Source organism: Pseudomonas sp. HP_12, assembly GCF_055283955.1.
On sequence record NZ_JBTOQG010000059.1, the window covers coordinates 215,091 to 236,147 of the forward strand.

At 62.0% G+C, this 21,057-nt stretch carries 22 protein-coding genes; 13 read left to right on the forward strand and 9 right to left on the reverse strand.

All coding sequences use genetic code 11. The features are described from left to right. Positions 1–170: 170 nt before the first annotated feature. On the reverse strand, positions 171–1,064 hold the full coding sequence (locus ACYASU_RS23560) for an AraC family transcriptional regulator (protein WP_463584258.1): 894 nt from the start codon (positions 1,062–1,064) through the stop codon (positions 171–173). A gap of 138 nt (positions 1,065–1,202) precedes the next feature. Between ACYASU_RS23560 and ACYASU_RS23565 the strand changes: the two genes are divergently transcribed. Genes ACYASU_RS23565 through ACYASU_RS23575 form a run of 3 tightly spaced genes read left to right on the forward strand, consistent with a single transcriptional unit; the run spans position 1,203 to position 3,350 of the window. Continuing rightward, a complete protein-coding gene (locus ACYASU_RS23565; RefSeq protein ID WP_463584259.1) occupies positions 1,203–1,946 on the forward strand; it encodes an SDR family NAD(P)-dependent oxidoreductase in 744 nt (247 codons plus the stop codon). 19 nt (positions 1,947–1,965) lie between these two features. Then, a complete protein-coding gene (locus tag ACYASU_RS23570) occupies positions 1,966–2,367 on the forward strand; it encodes a VOC family protein (RefSeq protein ID WP_463584260.1) in 402 nt (133 codons plus the stop codon). Next, a complete protein-coding gene (locus tag ACYASU_RS23575) occupies positions 2,364–3,350 on the forward strand; it encodes a saccharopine dehydrogenase family protein (RefSeq protein WP_463584261.1) in 987 nt (328 codons plus the stop codon). The genes ACYASU_RS23570 and ACYASU_RS23575 overlap by 4 nt, the downstream gene beginning before the upstream one ends. Positions 3,351–3,356: 6 nt before the next feature. On the opposite strand, the gene ACYASU_RS23580 is transcribed toward ACYASU_RS23575, so the two are convergent. Next, a complete protein-coding gene (locus ACYASU_RS23580; protein ID WP_463584262.1) occupies positions 3,357–4,262 on the reverse strand; it encodes an AraC family transcriptional regulator in 906 nt (301 codons plus the stop codon). Positions 4,263–4,464: 202 nt separating this feature from the next. Between ACYASU_RS23580 and ACYASU_RS23585 the strand changes: the two genes are divergently transcribed. Beyond that, positions 4,465–5,214, forward strand: a complete 750-nt coding sequence (locus tag ACYASU_RS23585) for a glucose 1-dehydrogenase (protein ID WP_463584263.1) — start codon at positions 4,465–4,467, stop codon at positions 5,212–5,214. Between the two features lie 52 nt (positions 5,215–5,266). Here ACYASU_RS23585 and mntP read toward each other — a convergent pair whose 3' ends face one another. The 3 genes from mntP to ACYASU_RS23600 form a co-directional block, all read right to left on the reverse strand. Further along, positions 5,267–5,833, reverse strand: a complete 567-nt coding sequence (mntP, locus tag ACYASU_RS23590; RefSeq protein ID WP_463584264.1) for a manganese efflux pump MntP — start codon at positions 5,831–5,833, stop codon at positions 5,267–5,269. Between the two features lie 247 nt (positions 5,834–6,080). Then, positions 6,081–7,391 (reverse strand): ATP-binding protein, encoded by a 1,311-nt coding sequence (locus tag ACYASU_RS23595; protein ID WP_463584265.1) that lies wholly within the window; start codon positions 7,389–7,391, stop codon positions 6,081–6,083. A 226-nt stretch (positions 7,392–7,617) separates the two neighbouring features. After that, on the reverse strand, positions 7,618–8,529 hold the full coding sequence (locus ACYASU_RS23600) for a LysR family transcriptional regulator (RefSeq protein WP_463584266.1): 912 nt from the start codon (positions 8,527–8,529) through the stop codon (positions 7,618–7,620). A gap of 91 nt (positions 8,530–8,620) precedes the next feature. Between ACYASU_RS23600 and ACYASU_RS23605 the strand changes: the two genes are divergently transcribed. Both ACYASU_RS23605 and ACYASU_RS23610 read left to right on the forward strand, forming a co-directional pair. Next, positions 8,621–9,058 (forward strand): ester cyclase, encoded by a 438-nt coding sequence (locus tag ACYASU_RS23605; protein WP_282372030.1) that lies wholly within the window; start codon positions 8,621–8,623, stop codon positions 9,056–9,058. A gap of 20 nt (positions 9,059–9,078) precedes the next feature. Further along, complete coding sequence (locus tag ACYASU_RS23610; protein WP_463584267.1) at positions 9,079–9,999, forward strand: NADP-dependent oxidoreductase; 921 nt, start codon at positions 9,079–9,081, stop codon at positions 9,997–9,999. Between the two features lie 244 nt (positions 10,000–10,243). Here ACYASU_RS23610 and ACYASU_RS23615 read toward each other — a convergent pair whose 3' ends face one another. After that, positions 10,244–12,316, reverse strand: coding sequence for a calcium-binding protein (locus ACYASU_RS23615; protein WP_463584268.1), 2,073 nt, complete (start codon positions 12,314–12,316; stop codon positions 10,244–10,246). Positions 12,317–12,721: 405 nt separating this feature from the next. Between ACYASU_RS23615 and ACYASU_RS23620 the strand changes: the two genes are divergently transcribed. Genes ACYASU_RS23620 through ACYASU_RS23635 form a run of 4 tightly spaced genes read left to right on the forward strand, consistent with a single transcriptional unit; the run spans position 12,722 to position 16,301 of the window. Continuing rightward, positions 12,722–13,744, forward strand: a complete 1,023-nt coding sequence (locus ACYASU_RS23620) for an NAD-dependent epimerase/dehydratase family protein (RefSeq protein WP_463584269.1) — start codon at positions 12,722–12,724, stop codon at positions 13,742–13,744. Further along, entirely contained in the window at positions 13,744–14,502 is a 759-nt protein-coding gene (locus ACYASU_RS23625; protein WP_463584270.1) for a glycosyltransferase family 2 protein, read from the forward strand. Before ACYASU_RS23620 ends, ACYASU_RS23625 begins: the two co-directional genes overlap by 1 nt. Further along, positions 14,499–14,777, forward strand: coding sequence for a lipid-A-disaccharide synthase N-terminal domain-containing protein (locus ACYASU_RS23630; protein WP_172611839.1), 279 nt, complete (start codon positions 14,499–14,501; stop codon positions 14,775–14,777). Before ACYASU_RS23625 ends, ACYASU_RS23630 begins: the two co-directional genes overlap by 4 nt. A gap of 3 nt (positions 14,778–14,780) precedes the next feature. Further along, entirely contained in the window at positions 14,781–16,301 is a 1,521-nt protein-coding gene (locus ACYASU_RS23635; RefSeq protein WP_463584271.1) for an ArnT family glycosyltransferase, read from the forward strand. Between the two features lie 59 nt (positions 16,302–16,360). Here ACYASU_RS23635 and ACYASU_RS23640 read toward each other — a convergent pair whose 3' ends face one another. Beyond that, positions 16,361–17,251, reverse strand: coding sequence for an SDR family oxidoreductase (locus ACYASU_RS23640; RefSeq protein WP_463584272.1), 891 nt, complete (start codon positions 17,249–17,251; stop codon positions 16,361–16,363). Between the two features lie 99 nt (positions 17,252–17,350). Here ACYASU_RS23640 and ACYASU_RS23645 point away from each other — a divergent pair, with 99 nt between their 5' ends. Beyond that, positions 17,351–18,244 carry a helix-turn-helix transcriptional regulator gene (locus tag ACYASU_RS23645; RefSeq protein WP_463584273.1) on the forward strand — a complete coding sequence of 298 codons (894 nt, stop codon included), beginning with the start codon at positions 17,351–17,353 and terminating at the stop codon, positions 18,242–18,244. Between the two features lie 76 nt (positions 18,245–18,320). Here ACYASU_RS23645 and ACYASU_RS23650 read toward each other — a convergent pair whose 3' ends face one another. Then, positions 18,321–18,506, reverse strand: coding sequence for a DUF2986 domain-containing protein (locus ACYASU_RS23650; protein WP_282372019.1), 186 nt, complete (start codon positions 18,504–18,506; stop codon positions 18,321–18,323). 163 nt (positions 18,507–18,669) lie between these two features. Here ACYASU_RS23650 and ACYASU_RS23655 point away from each other — a divergent pair, with 163 nt between their 5' ends. Both ACYASU_RS23655 and ACYASU_RS23660 read left to right on the forward strand, forming a co-directional pair. Then, positions 18,670–19,296, forward strand: a complete 627-nt coding sequence (locus ACYASU_RS23655) for a pyridoxamine 5'-phosphate oxidase family protein (protein ID WP_463584274.1) — start codon at positions 18,670–18,672, stop codon at positions 19,294–19,296. A 108-nt stretch (positions 19,297–19,404) separates the two neighbouring features. Continuing rightward, entirely contained in the window at positions 19,405–20,313 is a 909-nt protein-coding gene (locus ACYASU_RS23660) for a LysR substrate-binding domain-containing protein (RefSeq protein WP_192173506.1), read from the forward strand. Here ACYASU_RS23660 and ACYASU_RS23665 read toward each other — a convergent pair. Then, positions 20,299–21,045: a substrate-binding domain-containing protein gene (locus ACYASU_RS23665; protein WP_244655981.1), complete on the reverse strand. Its 747-nt coding sequence runs from the start codon at positions 21,043–21,045 to the stop codon at positions 20,299–20,301. The genes ACYASU_RS23660 and ACYASU_RS23665 overlap by 15 nt on opposite strands. Positions 21,046–21,057: the final 12 nt, after the last annotated feature.

Consider the following 21,057-nt stretch of genomic DNA (forward strand, 5'->3'; position numbering starts at 1 on the left):
CTGGAAAGCTTCTACGATTCCTGCTGTTTGGCACATGCACTGGACCTCTCAGGAGAAATCCTTCACCGCGGCCATGGCCGCGCAATTTTCCTTCAGTCCCATCAGAAAATCTTGAGTTTGGGCAGTTCTGCCGAATTTTTCTTCACTGCATACATTCGTACTCTGTGCTTTCACCGCCCGACCAGCCCCGTATCCCTGAGAATCCTCCCGGCATCCCGAGCGGGAGGCAGCCCGAATACCCGGGTGTAATCACGGCTGAACTGTGTGGCGCTTTCGTAGCCGACCTCGAACGCGGCGGCCATGACGCTCTTGGCATGGGCAACCATCAGCGTTCTGGCCTGTAGAAGGCGTACCCGCTTCTGGTACTGCAAGGGGCTGAGGTGGGTCACCGCCTTGAAATGCCGATGGAACGCCGAAACGCTCATTGAAGCGCGCTCGGCCAGGCGCTCCACGCCCAGGGGTTGGGCGAAGTCACGGCGGATCCACTGAATGGCCAGGTTGACCCGGGCCATGGCGCTGTCCGGCGCGGCGATTTCGCGCAACATCCAGCCAAGCGGGCCCTGAAGCACGCGGAAAATGATTTCCCGTTCATAGACCGGGGCGAGGGCGGCGATCGCTTCCGGGTCGCCCATCAGCCGCAGCATTCGCACCCAGGCATCCATCAGCTCATCTGTCATCAACGCGACGGAAAACCCTGCATCCTGTTCAGCGCGGCTGGCAGGTTTGGGCAGGTCAGCGAACAGCGTGGCGAGCACCGCCGGGTCCAGCGTCAGGCTGACCGCCAGGTAAGGCTCGCCCGACGCGGAGGGATGTACCGAACCCACCGCAGGCAGATCAATGGACATGACGAAGTAAGTCGCCGGGTCGTACCTGAGCGTTCGATCCCCCACGGTCATGCTTTTGCTGCCCTGCAAGATCACGTTGATCATCGGGTCATAGACCGCCGCCAGCAGATGCTCGGGGATTTTGCCCTGGACCATCGCCACCCGGGGGATGCCTGTTTCGGTGCGACGGTTTTCAGCACCGGCCGCAAGCGATCGGAGTTCGTTCAGTTGTTTTTCCATGGGCAGCATGCTGAGGGCTGAGCGTCATGCCGTGCAAGGGAAAAGCAGAAACGGGCAGGTTCCGAGCAGGAACGGACACGTCCTCGGACGCTGTGATGGGTACTGTGGAGTCACGTTTGAATCACAGAGGAACACGACATGGGCGTTATCGTTATTACCGGCGGCAGCCGCGGGATCGGTGCAAGTGCCGCCGAACACGCGGCGAAACGGGGTATGGGTGTCATCCTGACGTACAACGCCAACCCTCAAGCAGCGGCGTCGGTCGTCGAGCGCATTGCACAGGCTGGAGGGAAAGCCGTTGCGCTGAAACTCGACGTGTCTGACGTCGGCAGCTTCGCGGCGTTTCGCGAATCCGTGGTAGGGGCGCTTCGGGAAACCTGGGCGGCCACCACGTTGAGTGGCCTGGTCAATAACGCCGGCTATGGCCTGTTCAACCCCTTGGCGACGGTCAGCGAAGCGCAGTTCGACGGGCTGTTCAATGTGCACCTCAAAGGGCCGTTCTTCCTGACTCAGGCGTTGCTGCCGTTACTGGCGGCAAACGCCAGCATCGTCAATCTCACCAGCGCCACGACACGAGTGGCCACGGCCGGCGTTGCACCCTATGCCGCGTTCAAGGGCGGCCTTGAAGTGCTGACCCGCTACATGGCCAAAGAATTTGCCGAACGACGGATACGCGCCAACGCAGTATCACCCGGCGCCATCCGCACAGAACTGGGCGGCGGCCTCGACGATGAGTTCGAAGCGATGCTGGCGGCGCAGACCGCACTCGGCAGAGTGGGCGAGCCGGAGGATGTCGCGCGCGTCATTGCCATGTTGCTGTCGGAGGAGGGCGGCTGGATCAATGCCCAGACCCTTGAAGTTGCAGGCGGCTACAACATCTGACCACGGGAGGGTTTTTAGCATGCTGGACCATATTTTTCTGTCAGTGAGCGACATCCCACGTTCCGTCCGCTTTTACCACGCAGCGTTGAGGGAGCTGGGCATTACGGCGCGGCTGGACTACGACGGTAAGGAGGGCCCGCCGGGTCATCCGGATCTGAAAGGCTTCGGCGCCAATGGCCGGGTGTTTTTCTGGCTGCGTGAGGGGGTTGTCGAGGGACGTGCTGTTCACGTCGGGTTTGTTGCCAACAGCAAGGCTGAAGTGGATGCCGCCTACGCCGCCGCCATGGATCACGGAGCGGTGGACAATGGCGCGCCGGGCGCACGCTTGCACTACGACCCTGATTACTACGCCGCCAATGTGCTGGACCCGGACGGCTATAGCGTCGAATTCGTCTACAAAAAATGGCAGCACGCCCAATGAGCACACTTCTGATCTACGGCGCCGCGGGCTACACCGGGCGCATGGCAGCAGAACGCGCCAAAGCCCAAGGGCTTGCGTTCGAAATCGCCGGGCGCAATCGTCATCAAATAGAGGCACTGGCTGCGGAACTGAACGTGCCTTATCGGGTGTTCGATGCCGACGGGGATGCCGCGGCTTCGCTGTCAGGAATCTCGGTGCTGCTCAACTTCGCGGGGCCCTTTGCGCACACGGCCGAGCCTTTGATGCGCGCCTGCATCCACGCCGGGGTGGACTATCTGGACATCACAGCAGAGATCAACGTGTACCGGTTGGCCGAGCAACTGGGGGCGGAAGCGGCTGCACGCGACGTCATGTTGTTGCCAGGAGTCGGCTGGGACGTGGTGCCTACGGACTCGCTCGCAGTGCATGTCGCCAGGCGCGTTAATCAACCGCGTTCGCTGAAAATCGCGCTGCAGGTCCCGGGGTCGATGTCTCGGGGCTCGGCCATGAGCGTCAGCGAAATCATCTGTGCCGGTGTACTCGCCAGGGTGGAGGGTGAACTGGTCGCGACACCTCATGCACAGCCGCGTCAGTTTGATTTCGGCCAGGGACCGCTGCTCTGCGTGCCGCTCTCTTTCGGAGATCTCGTGACCGCGTGGCATGCGACCGCCATTCCCGACATCACGATGTATGTCCACCTCTCGGGCGAAGCGTTCCCGGAGGGCGACCTCTCACAGCTTCCCGATGGCCCCAATGCGGCGGAGCGTGATGCCCATCGCGCCCGCGCGGCGGTTGAGATCACCGGGGCGGATGGCTCGATGGCGCGGTCTGTCATAGAAACCGTCAACGGCTACACCTACACGCCGCTGGCGGCGGTTGAAGCTGCCCGTCGCGTGTTGGGCGGTGAGCGGCGGGCGGGTTTCGCGGCCCCGTCGCAGGTGTTCGGCGACGGGTTTGCGCAAAGCATCGCGGGCACGGTCATTACCGATTTTCCAGCCAGTTAATGGCGGTCATGAGGCTGTCGGTGGCGCGGTGGTCTCGCCCTGTGTGGCGAGGGGCGATTTGAACCGCGCGGCGTCCCGTACGGGAGGCAGGCCAAACAGCCGGGCGTATTCGCGATTGAATTGAGACGCGCTTTCGTAGCCGACCTTATAGGCAATGGTCGTGGCGTCCAGCGAATCGAACAGCAGTAACCAGCGAGCTCGTAACAGGCGCAGGCGTTTTTGATACTGAATGGGTGTCATGGCCGTGACCGACTTGAAATGCCGATAGAAGGCGGCAACGCTCATTTCGGCCATCAGTGCGAGAGGCTCGACGCGGAACGGCTCGGTGTAATGCTCACGAATCCACTGAGTGACACGGCGTATCTGGGCCATCCGACCATCCGGCCGCGCCATGTCACGAAGGATACCGCCCAGAGGTCCCTGCAATGCGCGGTACAAAATCTCGCGTTCGATCATCGGGGCCAGAACGGCAGCGTCATGGGGACGATCAATCAGCCGCATCATCCGCACCCATGCATCCAGCATTTCATCCGGTGCAGCCACAGCCTGGAAGCACACGTTTCGCGCCGGCCCGGGTGCCGTGGTCACGTCCATCAGCAGGGTGGCAATGACATCAAGGTCCAGCGTCAGGCTGACGGCCAGATAGGGTAAATCAGCCGCTGCGGCGCTGATCTGGCCCGTGGCAGGCACATCGACCGGCACCAGAAAATACCGGCCTGCGGTGTACCGAAAAACCTCTTCGCCTATCGACAAGGTCTTGGTGCCCTGAAGCACCAAATGCAGCATCGGCTGATAGACCTGATCTGCGCAGGCCTCGGCGCAGACCATTGCAACGCGGGGCAGACCGGTGTCGGTCCAAGTGTTCTGACCGCTCATCACGATACGGCGCAGTTCTGCAATTGTATTTTCCATCCCCCACCGTGGGCTACATAGCGGTACCTGGCAAGCCAATTGAGAAGATCAGGCAAGGATGTGCGAACAACCGGCAAACGCTATCCGATGGTTGGCCGAATACTGGCGCCACGCAGCTCGATCAAGGCCCGGTATTCACGACCGGTGCTGACGACGGACAGTGACGACGCTCAACAACATCTCATTTCCAGAAGGTCACGGTATGAAACTCAACGGAAAAATCGCACTGGTCACGGGCGCCTCGAAAGGCATCGGCCCCGGAATCGCCAAGGCGCTGGCTGCTCAGGGCGCCACCGTCATTGTCAACTACGCCTCCAGCAAGGCCGACGCCGAGGCAGTGGTCACTCACATCACCGCCCAGGGCGGCTCAGCCATCGCCATACAAGCGGACATGAGTCAGGGGGCCGACGTCGCACGTCTGTTTGACACCGTTCGCGAGCAGTACGGGACGCTGGATGTGCTGGCCAATAACGCAGGGGTGGCGGTGTTCCAGATGATTGATGACCTCACCGAAGAAGCCTTCCACACGCAATTCAACCTGAATGTCCTCGGCTACCTGCTTGCGGTGCGAGAAGCGGTCAAGCTGATGGGGCCTGGTGCAAGCATCATCAATATCAGCTCGATCCTGAGCACCGACCCCTACCTGGCGTCGAGTGTCTATTCGGCCACCAAGGGCGCCGTCGACACCTTGAGCTTTGCTCTGGCCAGAGAGCTGGGGCCGCGTGGTATCCGGGTCAACTCAATCCTGCCGGGCCACACCAATACGCCCGCAACGGCCGGGCACTTTGCGGGCGAGCTGGGAGAGAAAATACTGGCGGGTACGCCCTTGGGACGCTTCGGAGAGCCAGAGGACATCGCACCTCTGGCCATGTTTTTGGCTTCCGGCGATTCCCATTGGGTCACCGGTGAATCCATCAGGGCGTCCGGTGGCGTGCGCGGCGTCGGGTATTAACCCTCCCGGCTTGAGGCCTGAAGCGCACGGTTCACGTGCGCTCGGTCCGTCGTTACGCCGCCGACAAATGCTCATAAAGAATCGTCGCGCCAACCAGCATCAGCACAATGCCGCCGATGATTTCAGCGCGCTTGCCCACCACCGTGCCCAGCACGCGGCCCAGCATCACGCCGATGGTCACCATCACCGTCGTGGCGACACCAATGGCCGCGGCAGCCACCAGGATATTCACGTTGACGAAGGCCAGGCCAACGCCCACGGCCAGCGCATCGATGCTGGTGGCGAAAGCGGTCACGGCCAATATCAGGAAGGAGTGCTGATTGGGTTTTTCTTCTTCGGCGTCATCATGCTTGAGGCCGTTGTAGATCATGTGCACGCCGAGCACCACCAACAGGGTGAAGGCGATCCAGTGATCCCAGTTCTTGACGTAGGACGTGGCGGCCTGGCCGATCAGCCACCCGATCAGGGGCGTGATGCCTTCGATGACGCCAAAGATGATGCCGGTGCGCAAGGCTTCTATGAGGCGGGGCTTGTGCAGGCTTGCGCCTTTACCGATGGCCGCTGCGAAAGCGTCCGTGGACATGGCCAAAGCAAGAAGGATGAGGGAAATCGGGTTCACGGTTATGTTCCAGTCGGGCAATGAGTCAACGACGCAGCCACACGCCCGACTTTAGGCATGGATGCATCGTTGGTCTCGCCAACCCGAAGGTGTTCGTGCCACGGCAGGCCGCCGAGAATGTTGACACGAACGCTCTGTGACACGGGGTCCAGAGCAGGCTACTCCCCAACAAGGGCCGCCACTATAACGCCTGAATGTAAAAAAAATGTTGGCGCCTGATGATTTATTCAGCGAATCAGCACACCGCTCAACCCGCTTCCGACGTGGCGATACAGCCCAGAATTCTCAGATACAGACTCACCGTCGTCCCCGCCCCGGGCGCTGTTTCGATGCGCGCGTCACCGCCCGATTTGATTGCGAAATCCTTGACCTGAGCCAGCCCCAGCCCTGTGCCTTCGCCTGTCGCTTTGGTGGTGAAGAAAGGCTCGAATACCTGGCGCGCGACCTCGGCAGGCATGCCAGGGCCGTTGTCACTGACGCTGACCACAAGGTAGTCGCCCTGTTGCAGCGACAGATCATCCTCCACATGCACCCAGCGGGTGGACACGCGAATCTGGCCGGCACCCTTCAGCGCATCACGGGCATTGCTGAGCAGGTTCATCACGACCGCGTGCAGTTGGGCTTCGACACAGAGGACGCCCCAGCCCCATTCCGCCAGATCGAAGTCAAGGTCGATGCCTTCACTCATCGAATGGCGCATCAACGGCTGCGCGGCGTGGAGGCGTGCGGTCACATCGATGCAGATCAGTTCAGGGCCGTCACCGCGCACGCTCGACATCAAATAACTGATGAGCTGCCGGCCTTGCTCAACGGCCTGCAGGCCGGTCTCGGCGAAACGCTCGACGTCCACTGGCCGCCGGGAACGCAGGCGGGTCAACTGAAACGCAGCGCTGACGCTCTGCAGCAGGTTGTTGAAGTCATGGGCAATGCTTGCGGTGAGCATGCCCAGCGAGGAGATGCAGCGGGAATTTTGCAGCAGCGGGGTGACTTCGCTCGGGTTCTGCTCGGCTTGCTGGAATTGATCCTGAAACTGCGCCAGCTGCCGTTCACGTTGTTTGCTCAGCAAGCGGGCTTCCAGCAGCGCCGCGGCCTGCCGGGCCAATGCCTGGAGGGCGAGGGATTGGCGTTCGCTCAGCTGACGGGCGCATGTGTCGATCACACAAACGGTCCCCAACGCGACGCCGCTGTCCGTGACAATGGGCGCGCCTGCGTAGAAACGAATGTAGGGCGGGCCGAGCACCAGGGGGCTGGAAGCGAAGCGAGGGTCGAGGGCCGCGTCTTCGACGACCAGCACTTGCACGGGATCAAGAATCGCATGGCCGCAGAAGGCCAGATCCCGATGGGTTTCCTGCACCCCGAGGCCCACGCAGGCCTTGAACCACTGGCGTTCCCGATCGACCAGCGACACCAGCGCAATGGGTGCGTCGCACAAGGTGGTGGCCAATAGAACGATGTCGTCGAATGCCTTTTCGTTGGCACTGTCCAGCACGTCCAGGTGTTCGAGCGAGAGGACACGCTCTTCCTCGTTGAAAGGAAATGGGGCGGGATGGTGGGCCATCGATAGTCTGCGCCGGGAAATAAACAATCGCGCATGATGCGCTGTGGCCCGTCGCCCGGCAAGGCCAACGCCCTGTCGATGGTCGGGCCGGGCCGTTAACCTGCTTTTTGAGCACACTTCGCAATCGCACGGCGTTCCAATATCGCGGCTGCGTGCCTGGGAGTGGCCGTGACTGGCCATGTCGGTTACCGGTGGGTTGATGCGCCGTATCAGGCCGCAGCTGTCTTTAAAGCCCCGATGCAACCGATTCGATCATGCCCCTGAACCATTCCTGAGCGGGATTCCCATTGCCACGACGATGCCAGATGAGATGAAACGTGATCTCCGGCAGCGCGACCGGCGGCGGGAACAGGACCAGTTTCCCTCCCGTCGGCGAGCTGAGGGCGATGCGTTTCAGGACGGTGGCAGTCATGCGGGAAGAGGCGATGATCGCCGGCACCGCGAACATCTGCGGCAGCGTCAGTGCCAGGGTGCGTTGCTTGCCCAACTGAGCCAACGCCTGATCCACCAAGCCGTGTCGATCACCCTCGGGCGAGACCAGTACATGGGGCAGCGAGAGGTAAGTGTCCAGGTCCATGCCGCGCCGGGCTGCCGGATGGCCATGGGCGACGAGGGTGACGAAAGCGTCACGCAGAATCGGTCGCGTGAAAATGCGACCGTCTTGATGGCTGGGCAATACGCCGATTGCCGCATCAATCACTCCCGCATCCAGCATGTCCACGGCATGGTCGCGGTCATTGACTGCGTGAACGTTGATCGACAGGTGTGGCGCGTGTTCGCTCAAGGTCTGCAGCAGCGTGGGGAGCAGCACGAAGGCGGGATAGTCCGACAAGCCAAGGTTCATTGTGAGCACGGCATCGGCCGGGACAAAGTCAGGCATTTTCACCAGGGCGGCTTTTATCTGGCTCAGCGCCTCGGCGACAGGTTGGGCCAACTCACGGGCACGGGGCGTTGGAAGGAGGCCGTCAGGGCTGCGCAAAAAAAGCGGATCGCCCAACAGCGTGCGCAAGCGCGAAAGCGCGGCACTCATGGCCGGTTGGCTGACGCCGACCTGGGTGGCGGCGCGCGTGACGTTGCGCTCGATCATCAGGGCATTGAATGCGGCAAGCAGGTTCAGATCGATGCCGTGGAAATCCATAAATCAAATAAACCTATATACGAGCCATTTGTTATACGGATGGTAGCCCTGCGCTCACACTCTCGCCATACCCCACGCCGAGAGCAACCTTATGTCTACCGCAGAACTTGCCACCCGCCTTCAGACCGAACGCCAGGCCGTTGAGACCCTCTACCGCGCCTTCAGCGAGAACAATCCCGACCTCGTCGACAGCGTGCTGGCTGCCGACTGGGATGACATCCCCCTGGCACCCGGGCAAGGCCCAGGCCCCGAGGGCATCAAACCGATTATCCGCAGCCTCGCCGACGCGTTTCCGGATGTGCGCATCGTCATCCACGACATGGTTCAGGCCCCTGGTCAGGTCGCCGTACGGGCTGAAATAACCGGCACCCACCTCGGCGAGCTATTTGGCATCGCCGCCACGGGCAAACAGGTGAGCTTCCGTTTGCATGAGTTTCACGCACTGGAGAACGGGCGGGTCGTTACCACGTGGCACATGGAGGACTGGTTTGGTCTGTTCCTGCAGCTCGGTCAATTCCCTCAAGCCTGAACAACGAAGAGAAAGCCATCATGAAAACAGCGTCCATTTCTGTATTCGGCGGCCCTGAGGTCGTCACGCTGCACAACCTCGATCTGAGCAAGCCAGGCGTTGACGAGGTTCTGGTGGGCGTCGAGGCCGCCAGCGTCAACCCGCTGGATCTGAAGATCATCGCCGGGTACATGCAGCCGGTCTTTCCCGTTGAGATGCCATACACCCCGGGCACCGATTTCAGCGGCATCGTCAGCAGCGTCGGTGAGCAGGTGACCCACCTGAAACCCGGTGATCGCGTGTTCGGCCGCAGCACGCCCACTGCAGGTGGCGCCTTTGCCCGGCAGCTGATAATCGCTGCCACCGAGCTTTGTCTGATTCCGGCTTCCATGAGTTTCGAGCAGGCGGCGGCGTTGCCGACGACCTTCGGCACCGCGCAGCAGGCGTTGTTTGAGGTAGGGCAATTGAAGCCCGGCCAACGCGTCTTGATACATGGGGCAGCGGGCGGTGTGGGCACCATGGCGGTGCAGCTGGCGCATCTGGCGGGCGCGTATGTCATCGCCACGACTTCGGCGCGCAACATCGAGCGGGTGAAAAGCCTCGGTGCGGACGAGGCGATTGATTACCGCACCGAGGATTTCACCACGCTGCGTGACATCGACCTGGTGCTCGACACGGTCGGCGGCCCGACCCTGGAAAGCTCCTGGTCGGTACTCGGCAAGGGTGGACGGATTGCGACCCTCGTGGAGTTCGACATCGAATCCCGTGAAGACCATCCCGGGGAAGCCGTGTTCTTTGCCAGCGCCACGCCGTATCTCCCGGAGGCGGTGCGGCAGTTCAGTGCAGGGCAATTGCAGGTTGTGACCGACTTGATCTTCACCGTGGAAGAGACCCGCGCCGCCCTGGAGAAAGTCGCCACCGGGCATGCCTGCGGTAAGGTCATTATCCGTACGGCCCATTGATTCAGTGGCGGCATCCATGTCACGACACGCCGATGGCTCATAGGCTTGGTGCTCGCGGGCACGCGCAGCCAAAGCATGGGGTCATGAAATCGAAGGCTGTAGACGGGAGTGGCGGCTGGATGGTTGCAGCTACACCAATGCGGATCTTGAAGTCCTATAACGAGTGGGTTGATGCGGGTCACCGGCGCTAAGCGTTGAACGAGGGGAACGCGCATGAGCCGTTCCCCTCGTCGCACCCCGCCTGTTAGCCGAGGGCAGCCTCGCTGGCCGTGCCCACGAGGGTTACTTCCTGCGCCTGCGCAAAGATCATGTCGGAGTTGCCCAAGTCCTGTGTCCAATCGCCTTTGAGGGCGATCTCGAACCGATGGCCCTGCGCGTCCGCTTCCACGTCCTTGAGGTAGGTGCGGTCCAGGTCGTGGTTATAGACCAGCTTCAGCGTATCCCCGGTGCCGTCCCCGAAACCCGTGTAACCCAACGCCGACACGTCGATCTTGTCGTTGTTGTTGGCGAACCGGACAATCAGGTCCACGAAGCTCTGGCTTTCGGTGCGATAGCTGTCGCTGGCTGCCGTGTAGCGGAACACGTCAGCGTCATTGATGCCATTACGGCCGTAGACTGAAAGATTCGGGTCGTCGCCGCCGCTCAGCAGGTCGGCACCCGCGCCCCCGATGATCACATCCGAGCCTCTGCCGCCATCGATGCGGTCGTTACCGGCCAGGCCGTAGATGACCTCCGACATGGCACTCCCCGTGATCACGTCCTTGCCAGCCGTTCCTTCGACGGTGGGGGCCGTGAACACCAGATTGTTGCTGTTCAACTGCCCCGTCAGGTTGCCTTCGAGCGCCAGTTCAAAGCGCTGCCCGTCGGCATTGGCATCGAAACTTTTCAGGTAAGTGCGGGTGCCGTCAGCGTTGGCCTGGATAGCCAGCGTGCCATTGTGGCCGTCGCCAATGCCGTTGAAACCCAACGCAATCAGGTCTACGCGGTCCTGGGAGGCGTCGAAGTCCAGAATCCGGTCGCTGCCGGTTTCCGTAGCGGTGCGGTAGCTGTCGCTGATCTGGCTGAACCGGAAAATGTCTGCGCCGGTTCCGCCTGTCAGTACGTCACGGCCACCGGCGCCTTGCAGCACGTCGTCACCGCCCAGGCCGCGGATGATTTCTGCCGTGTCGTTGCCAATCAGGTGATTGGCCTCGCTGGAGCCGTCCACGTGGTATTGGCCGTCCTGGCTGCCAAAGGTGGTGTCCAGGCTGCCATCGGCGTTCAGTCGAGTGATCACGTCGCCGGCGATAAGGATCTTGCCATCGGGCTGAACGATAGCCGAGTGGGCATAGGCGGAGTCCCCTTGGGGCACCTGAAGGGTGAGCTTGCCATCACCGCTGAAGGAGGTGTCGAAGGAACCGTCCGCATTCAGCCGCAGCACGTTGAAGGCGGTACTGTCATGACTCTCGCCGGCAATGATGATCTTGCCATCGGCTTGCACGGTGATCGCGGCGCGGTAGTCCAGCCCCAGGGCGGTATCGAAGTGCACCACGCCGTCCACGCCAAACGTGGTATCCAGGTTGCCGTCGGCTGCAAGTCGCTGAACGGCATACACCGGATCGCCCGGGTCGTGGGGTCCCTCGGAGCCCACGTACAGCCAGCTGCCGAGCAATACGCTGCCGTCGGGCTGCACAACGGTGGCGATATTGCCGGTGCCGTAATAGCCGGTCGGGTTGAGGACGAGTGTGCCGTCGACACCGAAGTTTTCCGCCGGCGTACCGCTGCTGTCCAGCTTGAACACCACTGCTTGCGAGGTGCCGCGAGCGCTGACGTACACCGAACCATCGGCTGTGGCGTAAATCGCCATTCCATCGGTGCTGATCGGTACATCAAGGGCTGCGGCGCCGCCTTTGCCGAACGTGGTGTCCAGGGTGCCATCGAGGTTGAAGCGTTCGACTTTCAAACCGCCAAGCCCAGGCTGCGCCGACAGGACTTTACCGTCGGCCTGCACGGCCATGACGTAGTAAGCCTCATCTTCCGGATCCAGGCTGGCGGGCACGAGGGCAATCCCGTCCTGGCTGAAACTGCTGTCCAGGCTGCCGTCGCTGTTCAGGCGCACCGACGTGAAGCTGCCGCGTGTTCCGTAGCTTTCATCGCCCGGCGAGCCTGGATAACCAATGGCGGTCTGGAAGCTTTCGCCGCCGACGAGGATTTTGCCGTCCGGCTGAAGAATGATGCTCCAGGTTTGATCGGCCCCCGTGGAGGGGTCCACTTGCACGGTGCCCGGGCCGGTTCGTACGGTGTAATCGATGGTGGGCTTGCTGTCTGTTGAAGCCATGACATTGTCCTTTTGACATGGAGCTTGATGGGATTTGAAGGCGTCGTGGGAGTGACGCTCAGGGGTTGACCGTGTGGGTGTCAATAAATGCGAACGAGGTTCCCTGTCGGCAAAAAAACATCAGGCTTCGCGAGAGTGGATGGCTCAACAGCCTTGGGCTTCGCTCGGTCCACGTCTCGAGCGCATGACGCGATGGGCCGCTCACCCTGTTCACATTGCTTAAATATTGCTGTGACACAGTTTCATGTCGCTTGATCAAGCATCCAGCAGGAACGGACAGCTGACCCAGGGATTTCGGGCGGTTGGCCGGTTCTGTCAAAGGACTCATGAAATGAATGTCACTGTCTTAAGCGCAGGATACGCAGGACTTACCCAGGCTCGATGCCGCCGCTGGGCGATAGCCCAATGACGATACTGATCACCGGGGTGGCGGGGTTCATCGGCTTTCACATGGCCAGAACGTTGTGCAGCCAGGGCGTTCAAGTGGTGGGCATCGACAACTTGAACGATTACTACAGCGTCGACCTCAAGCGCGCCCGACTGGCGCAGCTTGAAAATTACCCCTCCTTTCAGTTTCAGCAAATCGACATCGTCGACCCACATGCGTTGCTCGGGCTGTTCAGCGCGTCCGGGTTCAGCGAGGTCATTCATCTGGCGGCCCAGGCCGGGGTCCGGTATTCCATCGATAACCCGAGTGTGTACGCCGATGCCAACATGGTCGGGTTTCTCAACGTCCTGGAAGCCTGCCGGGCGCACCCCGTAAAGCACCTTGTTTATGCGTCGAGCAGCTCGGTGTACGGCGCCAATACCAAGATGCCGTTTGCGGTGGAAGACGCCGTTGAGCAACCCGTGTCTCTGTACGCCGCGACCAAGCGCGCCAACGAGCTCATGGCCTACAGCTATTCGCATCTGTACCGGATTCCTGCGACGGGCCTGCGGTTTTTTACCGTCTACGGCCCCTGGGGGCGGCCGGACATGGCGCTGTTCAAATTTACCCGGGCCATCCTCAAAGGCGAGCCCATCGATATCTACAACGACGGCGAGATGGCGCGGGATTTCACCTACGTCGACGACATCATCGAGTCGATGAACCGGCTGTTGCCCCGACCACCGCCACTCATGGAAGGGCGCGCGCCGTGTCAGCTTTTCAATATCGGGCGAGGGGCGCCGGTGAAGCTGCTCGACTTCGTGCAGTGCCTGGAGGCGGCGCTGGGGATTCAGGCCAGGCGCAACTATCTGCCGCTTCAGCCGGGCGACGTGCTGCAGACCTGGGCGGATGTCTCCGGGCTGGCGAAATGGATCGACTTCAGTCCGCAGGTCGGGCTTGAGCAGGGCGTGGCTGAATTCGTGCGCTGGTACGGCGACTTCTATTCCTGCGACCAGAGCAAACAGGCCAGACAATCAAAACAAGAGGCGCGGTGGGCGTGATGAGTGAATCGGTGTTTGTGTCGGTATTGATCCCGGCAAAAAACGAAGCGCAAAACCTGCCTTCGTTGCTCAATGAAGTACGCACCGCGCTGGCCGGGGAGCGCTACGAGGTGTTGGTGGTCGACGACGGCAGCACCGACGACACGTTGCGTGTCCTGCAGCAGATCAAGGCCGAAGGGTATGAGCCCCTGCGAATCCTGCACCACGGGGTTTCCCTCGGGCAGAGCACCTCGATCTGGCATGCCGCTCAGGCCGCGCGCGGCGAGTGGCTGGCGACGCTGGACGGCGATGGCCAGAACGACCCCGCCGACTTGCCCGGCATGCTGGCACTGGTGCGCAATACCGGGCAGGGCAATGACCGGAACCAGGGCCAGCCGGTGAGGTTGGTGGCGGGGCATCGGGTCAACCGGCGAGACACCGCGAGCAAGCGCTGGGCGTCCCGCTTCGCCAATGCCTTGCGCAGCCGCCTGCTCAAGGACGCGACGCCCGATACGGGCTGCGGGCTAAAACTGATCCATCGAGCGGCGTTTCTGCAGCTGCCTTACTTCGACCACATGCACCGCTTCATTCCCGCGTTGATCCAGCGCCATCACGGCCGAATGATCGTTCATCCGGTTCACCACCGTCATCGTCAGGCCGGCGTTTCCAACTACGGCAATCTGGACCGTGCGCTTGTGGGCATCCTCGACCTGTTCGGGGTCTGGTGGCTGGTGCGCCGCACGCGACTCAACACCCGGCCCGAGGAGATGAACGGATGAATTTCACCCGCGAAACGCTCTGGCTCACGGTGGGATTTCTCGGTCAGGCGGTCTTCACCGGCCGTTTCGTCTTGCAATGGCTGTACAGCGAAATCAAGAAACGCAGCGTGATTCCGGTGGGTTTCTGGTACCTGAGCATGGTGGGCAGCGCGTTGTTGCTGGCCTATGCGATCTACCGCGAAGACCCGGTGTTCATCATCGGTCAGTCATTCGGCTTTGTGGTCTACCTGCGCAACCTGCAGCTGATTGCCAAACACAAAGACCTTAAGGAATAGCCGGTGGGACGTTTTCAATCTCCCGCGTGGCAGTGCCTGGCGCTGGTGGCGCTTGCGCTGATTCTGGTCGGCGCCGGTTTTGGCATCCGGCAGCCGCTGAATGTCGACGAAGAACGGTTTCTGGGCGTCGCACTGGAAATGCTGCACAGCGGCAGTGGGCTGATCCCCCATCGGGCCGGTGAAATCTACGGCGACAAACCACCCTTGTTCATGTGGACGGTCGCGTTTTTCACCTGGCTGACCGGTTCGCCGTCGCTGGCACTCTTCATCCCGGGCCTGCTCTCGGCGGCCACCGCCACGGCGGTGTTGTACGACCTGGGCCGACGCCTCTGGTGCCGCAGAGTGGGTCGCATCGCCGCGCTGCTGTTTCTGGCGACGTACCAGACCTACAGCATTCTGCGCACCGGCCAGATCGACAGCTTCCTGTGCCTGTGGGTGGCGCTCGGCTTCTACGGCATGGTCCGTCATCTGCTGCTGGGCCCGGCGTGGGGCTGGTTCTACGTCGCGTGTCTGGCCATGGGCCTGGGCATCATCACCAAAGGGGTGGGTTTTCTGCCGGCATTGATGCTGGTGCCCTACGTCTATGCCGTGCGAAAGGGCTGGTCGGGTGTGGCCGTCATGCCGGGGCAGGGGCTTCGCTGGGCGGCCGGTTTTCTGGTGGTGCTGGCGGGATGTGCGGTCTGGCTTGTGCCGCTGCTCGCCACGGTCTGGCTCAAGGGTGGCGCTGACGAAGTGGCGTACCTGAAGGAAATCCTGTTTCACCAGACCGGTGGCCGCTACGCGTCGGCCTGGGATCACCGCGAACCGTTCTGGTATTTCCTGACCGTCATTCCGCAGTACTGGCTGCCGCTGGTGCTGGCGTTGCCGTGGCTGGTACCCGCCTGGCGCCGCCAGCTGCGAAAGAACGACGCCCGGATCTTGTTGTTGCTGGGCTGGGTAGTCCTGGTGGTGCTGTTTTTCTGCCTGAGCACCGGCAAGCGCAAAATCTATATCTTCCCTGCGCTACCCGGCCTGGTGCTGGCCGCCGCGCCGCTGATTCCGTGGCTGCTTCGCCGCTGGTTTGGCAATCGTCCGAAGGCCCGCGCTGTGTTTGGCGTGGCGGTGGTGGCATGGTTTTGCCTGTGGTTCGGCCGTGGCTTCGTCGAACCGTTCACCGACGGCCCCAACCCCCACAAGGTGCTGATGAGCGAAGCTTCCCGGCTGACTGACGGCGCTGAACTGGTGCTGGTCGGCTGGCGGGAAGGGCACTGGCTGTTCGCCCGCCAGCCGGTGGTGCATTTCGGGTTTGCCGATCAATCCGCCGTCGAACACGCCGCGCTCTGGTTGCGCACCCATCCATCCGCCTTTGCCCTGGTGCCCGCCGCCGAACTGGAGCGCTGCTTCGTGGCCGACAAGGCTCGCCAGCTGGGATCAACGTCGAGGGCCGAGTGGTTGATCGTCGGCGCCGACGCGGACGTTGGTCGTTGCCAACCGCCGGCGCCCGTGCGCGCTTATCGCTTCTCGTGGGGTTCTGACGCGTTGTAGGCCCGTGGCGCGCACGGGCCCTTGGTTGGGATCGGCAGCTCGGCGTCTCTACGGATCATTCACCGCCGTTCAAAACACCCTTTGAGATCCTCAATCAAACCCGGCCCGGTCGGCACCCAGCCCAATCGCGCCCGGGTTTTGCTGCTGTTGCTCGACATATCCCGTCCCACAAAGCTCGACAGCCAGCCGAACCTCGCCATCGCCTCGTCGGCTGGCACTGAAACAACGGGCAGTCCCAGGCCTTCACCCAGGGCTTCGGCGATGAGGTGAAAGGGGATGTGGCTTTCGGCGGTTGCATGATAGCGAGCGCCGGGTTGGTGTTTTTCCAGCGCGAGTCGGTACAGCTGGGCTGTGTCTGAAATGTGCGCGGCGGACCAGTGATTCATGCCTGCGTCGACATATGCCGCGACGCCGGTCTCCCGCGCGTGCTTGATGAAATCGGTGACCAGACCCTGTTTGACGGTGTCGTGGATCTGCGACAGACGCATCGCCACCACGTTGAGGCCGCGTTGCAACAGCGCCTCTGCTGCCCGTTCCGAGGCGGCGCGGGGATTGGGATGCTCGGCATTGAAATGATCCTCATCGGCAGGCTCGCCCGGTGCCGGCGAACCCATCGGCGTGCCGGAGGTGATCAGCAGCGGGCGCTGCGAGCCGTTCAGCGCTTCGCCCAGTGCGGCGATGGCCCGCGCATCTTTCTGGCAGTTGTCGACGAAGTGGGCGAAGTCGTGATCGAACGCGGTGTGAATGACTGCGTCGCACTGCTCGGCGCCGAGTCTGAGGCTGGCGAGGTCTTCGAGGGTGCCGTGATGGGGCTCGGCGCCGATGGCCCGCAATGCTTCTGCTCCCGCTTGAGAACGGGTCATGCCCAGCACCTGGTGACCCGCGGCGAGTAGTTCCCGGGCGACGTGGGAGCCGATAAAACCTGTGGAGCCGGTAAGAAATACGCGCATTGCTGAAAACTCCTTTTGCTGAAGCCGGCAGGATGCGCGTAACGTTTATCCGCTTAAAAGACGTGACGTTATCAGGGTATAAAAACCAACAGGATCACCATGGCCAACCCCTCTGTTCATTTGCTGGGCACGTATCTGAAGGATTGCCGGGCGCGCCTTGATCCGGCCAGTTTCGGTTTTTCCGGCCGACGACGCACACCGGGTTTGCGCCGGGAGGAAGTCGCGCAGCGCGCCAATATCAGCGCGACCTGGTACACGTGGCTGGAGCAGGGGCGCGGCGGGGCACCTTCGGCACAGGTGCTGAACCGGATTGCGGAAAGTCTGCTGATGACCGAACCCGAGCGCGAGCACCTGTTCATGCTCGCTTTCGGCCATCCGCCGGAAGTGGTCTACAGCGCGCCCGACGGGGTGACGCCGCGACTGCAACGGGTCCTCGACACCCTTGCGTTCAGCCCGGCGTTTATCAAAACGGCAACATGGGACGTGCTGGCGTGGAACACCGCAGCGGCGGCGGTCTTCACCGATTACAGCCTGCTGCCGGTGGGGCAACGCAACATCTTGCGCCTGATGTTCTGCAACCCGCGCGCCCAGGCCCGGCAGGCTGACTGGAACGCGGTGGCGCGGTTCATCGTTGCGGCCTTTCGGGCGGACGCGACCCGCGCCGGCGCGGCGTCCGAGGTCACCCGGCTGGCGGAAGAACTGTGCACCCTGAGCCCGGAATTCGCGGTGCTGTGGCGAGACAACGACGTGCGGCTACAGGGCAAAGGCACCAAACGCCTGCGCCACGACCCCCATGGCATCATTGAGCTGGAATACTCGAACTTTGCGGTGGACGGGCGACTGGATCTGTCGATGATCGTCTATAACCCGGTCACCGCCGCCGATGCCGATCGCGTACGGGCGGTGATCGAAGACCATTCCCGGCTGAAGCCGGAGCTTTCTGTGGGACTGGCTTTAGCCGGGAAGGCTTCGGTAATCACACTGAAAAATTGATGGCGTAGGCGCTGGCCTGTTCCCGGCTGAAGCCGGTCCTACCAGGAGTAGGCAGCGCATCGCAAATGGAGGGTGTTCAAACGGCCTCGGAAGGGCGGACCGCTTCAGGGGTGGATTCGGTCGTGGCTTCAGCATTGGCCTCAGCCAGCTTCAACCGGTCGGCCTTGCTGACGTAGGTGTCTTTGTTCTTCGGCGCCAGTTTGGCACTCGCCTTTTTTGCGTTGGCTCTGAGTATCTGGTTAAGTTTCTTGCGACGGTTCATGCCTGGTTACCCGGTGTGCAGATGCTGGACGGTGAAAAGGCAGGCAGTGAATCAGATCGCCGCTCAATCTGCCACACGCGTCTGCCACTATTGCCCCTGACGGGGATCAGGCGTCAGTGCATACCGACCCTTTCTTTTAAAGAAGAAACCGCAGAGAACCACGATGGATCTTGAAGACAGCTCATACCTGACAACCGTAGAGGCGCTGGAAGCGGTGTATGGCCCGATCGCGCCGCCATCCCTGGTCAAAGAAGTTGACCACATTCACCCGGTTTACCGGCCGTTCATCGAAGCGGCTTCCTTCGTGATCCTCGCCTCGTCGGGCGCAGGCGGCCTGGATGCCTCGCCGCGGGGCGATCAGCCAGGCTTCGTGCATATCGAAGACAGCCAGACGCTGTATCTGCCGGACCGACGCGGCAACAACCGCATCGACACCCTGCGCAACATCATCGAAGACCCGCGAGTCGCGCTGCTGTTTCTCGTCCCAGGCGTGGGCGAAACCCTGCGCGTCAACGGCACGGCGCAGATCTCCATCGCGCCCGACCTGCTGGAGCGTTTTGCCGTGGACGGGAAGCCGCCGAAGTCGGTGCTGAAAATCACCGTCACCAGCGTGTATTTCCAGTGCAGCCGGGCGGTGATCAGGGCAGGGCTGTGGGATGCGTCCAAGCAGGTGCCGCGCAGCGCGCTGCCGACAGCGGGTCAGATTCTCAAGGAGGTTTCGAAGGCAGCCATCGACGGCGAGGCCTACGACAAGGCGCTGCCAGGCCGGATCGCCGACACGCTTTATTAGGCCATTCGTTCCGTGCAAGGGGCAGCCGTGGGACTCGCCCGGGGATAGCTCGCCGACGCATTGCGCCTTACCATTGATGCCCGTCTACGATCAAAGCGACGACATGCCGTGAACATCAACTTCGACCTCAATGACCTTCAGGCTTTTCGTGCGGTGGTTGAAAAGCAGGGCTTTCGCCGGGCGGCCGAGTCCATCCGCATCACCCAGTCGGCGCTGAGCCGTCGCATCGAAAAGCTGGAGTCCGCCCTGGGGGTCAAGCTGTTTGAGCGGACCACGCGAAAGGTCTCGTTGACCAACGTCGGGCGAGCGTTTCTGCCCCAGGTCGAACGTCTCCTGGACGACCTGGATCTGGCGCTGCTCAGCATCGGCGACGGCGGCGCCAACCGCAGGGGCACGCTGACCGTGGCCTGCGTACCGTCTGCGGCCTACTATTTCCTGCCCCATGCGATCCGTAGCTTTCACGGGCAATACCCGTTGATCAATATCAGGCTGATCGACGTCTCGGCCAACGAAGTCAGTGCAGCGGTAGCGTCAGGGGAAGCCGATTTCGGGGTCAGTTTCACCGGCAACCTGGCGCCGGAAATCGAGTTCAGTCCGCTGCTCGAAGAGCACTACGTGATTGCCTGCCGCCGCGACCATCCGCTGGCCGTCCTCGACACCGTCACCTGGGCCCAGGCGTGCGAACACGACTGCATCACGCTGGATAAATCTTCGGGCAATCGTCTGGTGCTGGATCGCGCGCTTTCCGGTTTTCAGCCGGGCCGGAACAGCGTTTGCGAAGCACGCCACGTGACCACGGTGCTTGGCCTGGTCGAGGCGGGGCTGGGCATTGCGGTGGTGCCGTCCATTGCCATGCCGATTTCTGCCCACCCGATCCTGGCGAAAGTGAGGCTGGTGGAGCCGGAGGTGATCAGGCAGATGGGCGTGCTGAAACGCCGCGGACGCACATTGACGCCCGCGGCACTGGAGCTGGAACAGCGGATTCGCGCGCTGCCCGGGACGTTACCGCGGGACTGAGTCCAGGCCGGTTTCGCGAATGCTGGCCTGGGCGTCGGGGGACGACAGAAACTTCAGCAGCTCCTTCGCTTCAACGGGGTGATCGGCATTTTTCGGAATCCCGGCGGCATAGCGGGTCACCGATTGCACGTCTTCCGGAATCTTGCCGACGAAGGTCACGCCCGGGATCGGCAACAATTCGGCGACCTGCTGGAAGCCCAGCTGGTAGTCGCCCTTGGCCACGACGGAGGCCACCGGAATGCGCTCGATCATCTTGCTTTTGGGCGCCAGCTGCGGCTGAACGCCGAGCTTCTTGAACAGCTCTTTCTCGATGTAGACGCCGCTTGCGCTGTCTGAATAGGCCACTGACTTGGCCGCCAGCAGGGTGTCTTTCAGTTCAGCATCGGTGCCGATGGCAGGTTTGTCGGCGCCGGCCTTCACTACCATGCCGATGCGCGAGTCCGCCAGTTCCACACGCGAGGCGGCGTCGACCTTGCCCTGCTTGATCAAATCATCCAGTGCGTAGCCCACCATGATCACCACGTCGGCGTGCTCGCCGCGACTCAACCGGTTGGGGATGGCTTCCGCCGCTTTACCCATTGACGGGCCGAGCACCGTTTTCAGCGTGTTGCCGCTGTGCTCTGCGTATTGCGGCCCCAAGTGTTGATAGGCGGCAGTGAAGCCGCCCGAGGTCATGACGGTCAGCGCTTCGGCGTACGCAAGATTGCCGTAGGCGCAGCTGGTCAGCGCCATAACGCAGAGGGG

Coding starts and splice junctions, on each gene's coding strand:
- ACYASU_RS23560 (WP_463584258.1), bottom strand. CDS start 1,064: ATGGAAAAACAACTGAACGAACTCCGATCGCTTGCGGCCGGTGCTGAA.
- ACYASU_RS23605 (WP_282372030.1), top strand. CDS start 8,621: ATGTCTACCGCAGAACTTGCCACCCGCCTTCAGACCGAACGCCAGGCC.
- ACYASU_RS23630 (WP_172611839.1), top strand. CDS start 14,499: ATGAATTTCACCCGCGAAACGCTCTGGCTCACGGTGGGATTTCTCGGT.
- ACYASU_RS23625 (WP_463584270.1), top strand. CDS start 13,744: ATGAGTGAATCGGTGTTTGTGTCGGTATTGATCCCGGCAAAAAACGAA.
- ACYASU_RS23620 (WP_463584269.1), top strand. CDS start 12,722: ATGACGATACTGATCACCGGGGTGGCGGGGTTCATCGGCTTTCACATG.
- ACYASU_RS23565 (WP_463584259.1), top strand. CDS start 1,203: ATGGGCGTTATCGTTATTACCGGCGGCAGCCGCGGGATCGGTGCAAGT.
- ACYASU_RS23655 (WP_463584274.1), top strand. CDS start 18,670: ATGGATCTTGAAGACAGCTCATACCTGACAACCGTAGAGGCGCTGGAA.
- ACYASU_RS23600 (WP_463584266.1), bottom strand. CDS start 8,529: ATGGATTTCCACGGCATCGATCTGAACCTGCTTGCCGCATTCAATGCC.
- ACYASU_RS23640 (WP_463584272.1), bottom strand. CDS start 17,251: ATGCGCGTATTTCTTACCGGCTCCACAGGTTTTATCGGCTCCCACGTC.
- ACYASU_RS23575 (WP_463584261.1), top strand. CDS start 2,364: ATGAGCACACTTCTGATCTACGGCGCCGCGGGCTACACCGGGCGCATG.
- ACYASU_RS23650 (WP_282372019.1), bottom strand. CDS start 18,506: ATGAACCGTCGCAAGAAACTTAACCAGATACTCAGAGCCAACGCAAAA.
- ACYASU_RS23580 (WP_463584262.1), bottom strand. CDS start 4,262: ATGGAAAATACAATTGCAGAACTGCGCCGTATCGTGATGAGCGGTCAG.
- ACYASU_RS23570 (WP_463584260.1), top strand. CDS start 1,966: ATGCTGGACCATATTTTTCTGTCAGTGAGCGACATCCCACGTTCCGTC.
- ACYASU_RS23615 (WP_463584268.1), bottom strand. CDS start 12,316: ATGGCTTCAACAGACAGCAAGCCCACCATCGATTACACCGTACGAACC.
- ACYASU_RS23595 (WP_463584265.1), bottom strand. CDS start 7,391: ATGGCCCACCATCCCGCCCCATTTCCTTTCAACGAGGAAGAGCGTGTC.
- ACYASU_RS23665 (WP_244655981.1), bottom strand. CDS start 21,045: ATGGCGCTGACCAGCTGCGCCTACGGCAATCTTGCGTACGCCGAAGCG.
- ACYASU_RS23610 (WP_463584267.1), top strand. CDS start 9,079: ATGAAAACAGCGTCCATTTCTGTATTCGGCGGCCCTGAGGTCGTCACG.
- ACYASU_RS23645 (WP_463584273.1), top strand. CDS start 17,351: ATGGCCAACCCCTCTGTTCATTTGCTGGGCACGTATCTGAAGGATTGC.
- ACYASU_RS23585 (WP_463584263.1), top strand. CDS start 4,465: ATGAAACTCAACGGAAAAATCGCACTGGTCACGGGCGCCTCGAAAGGC.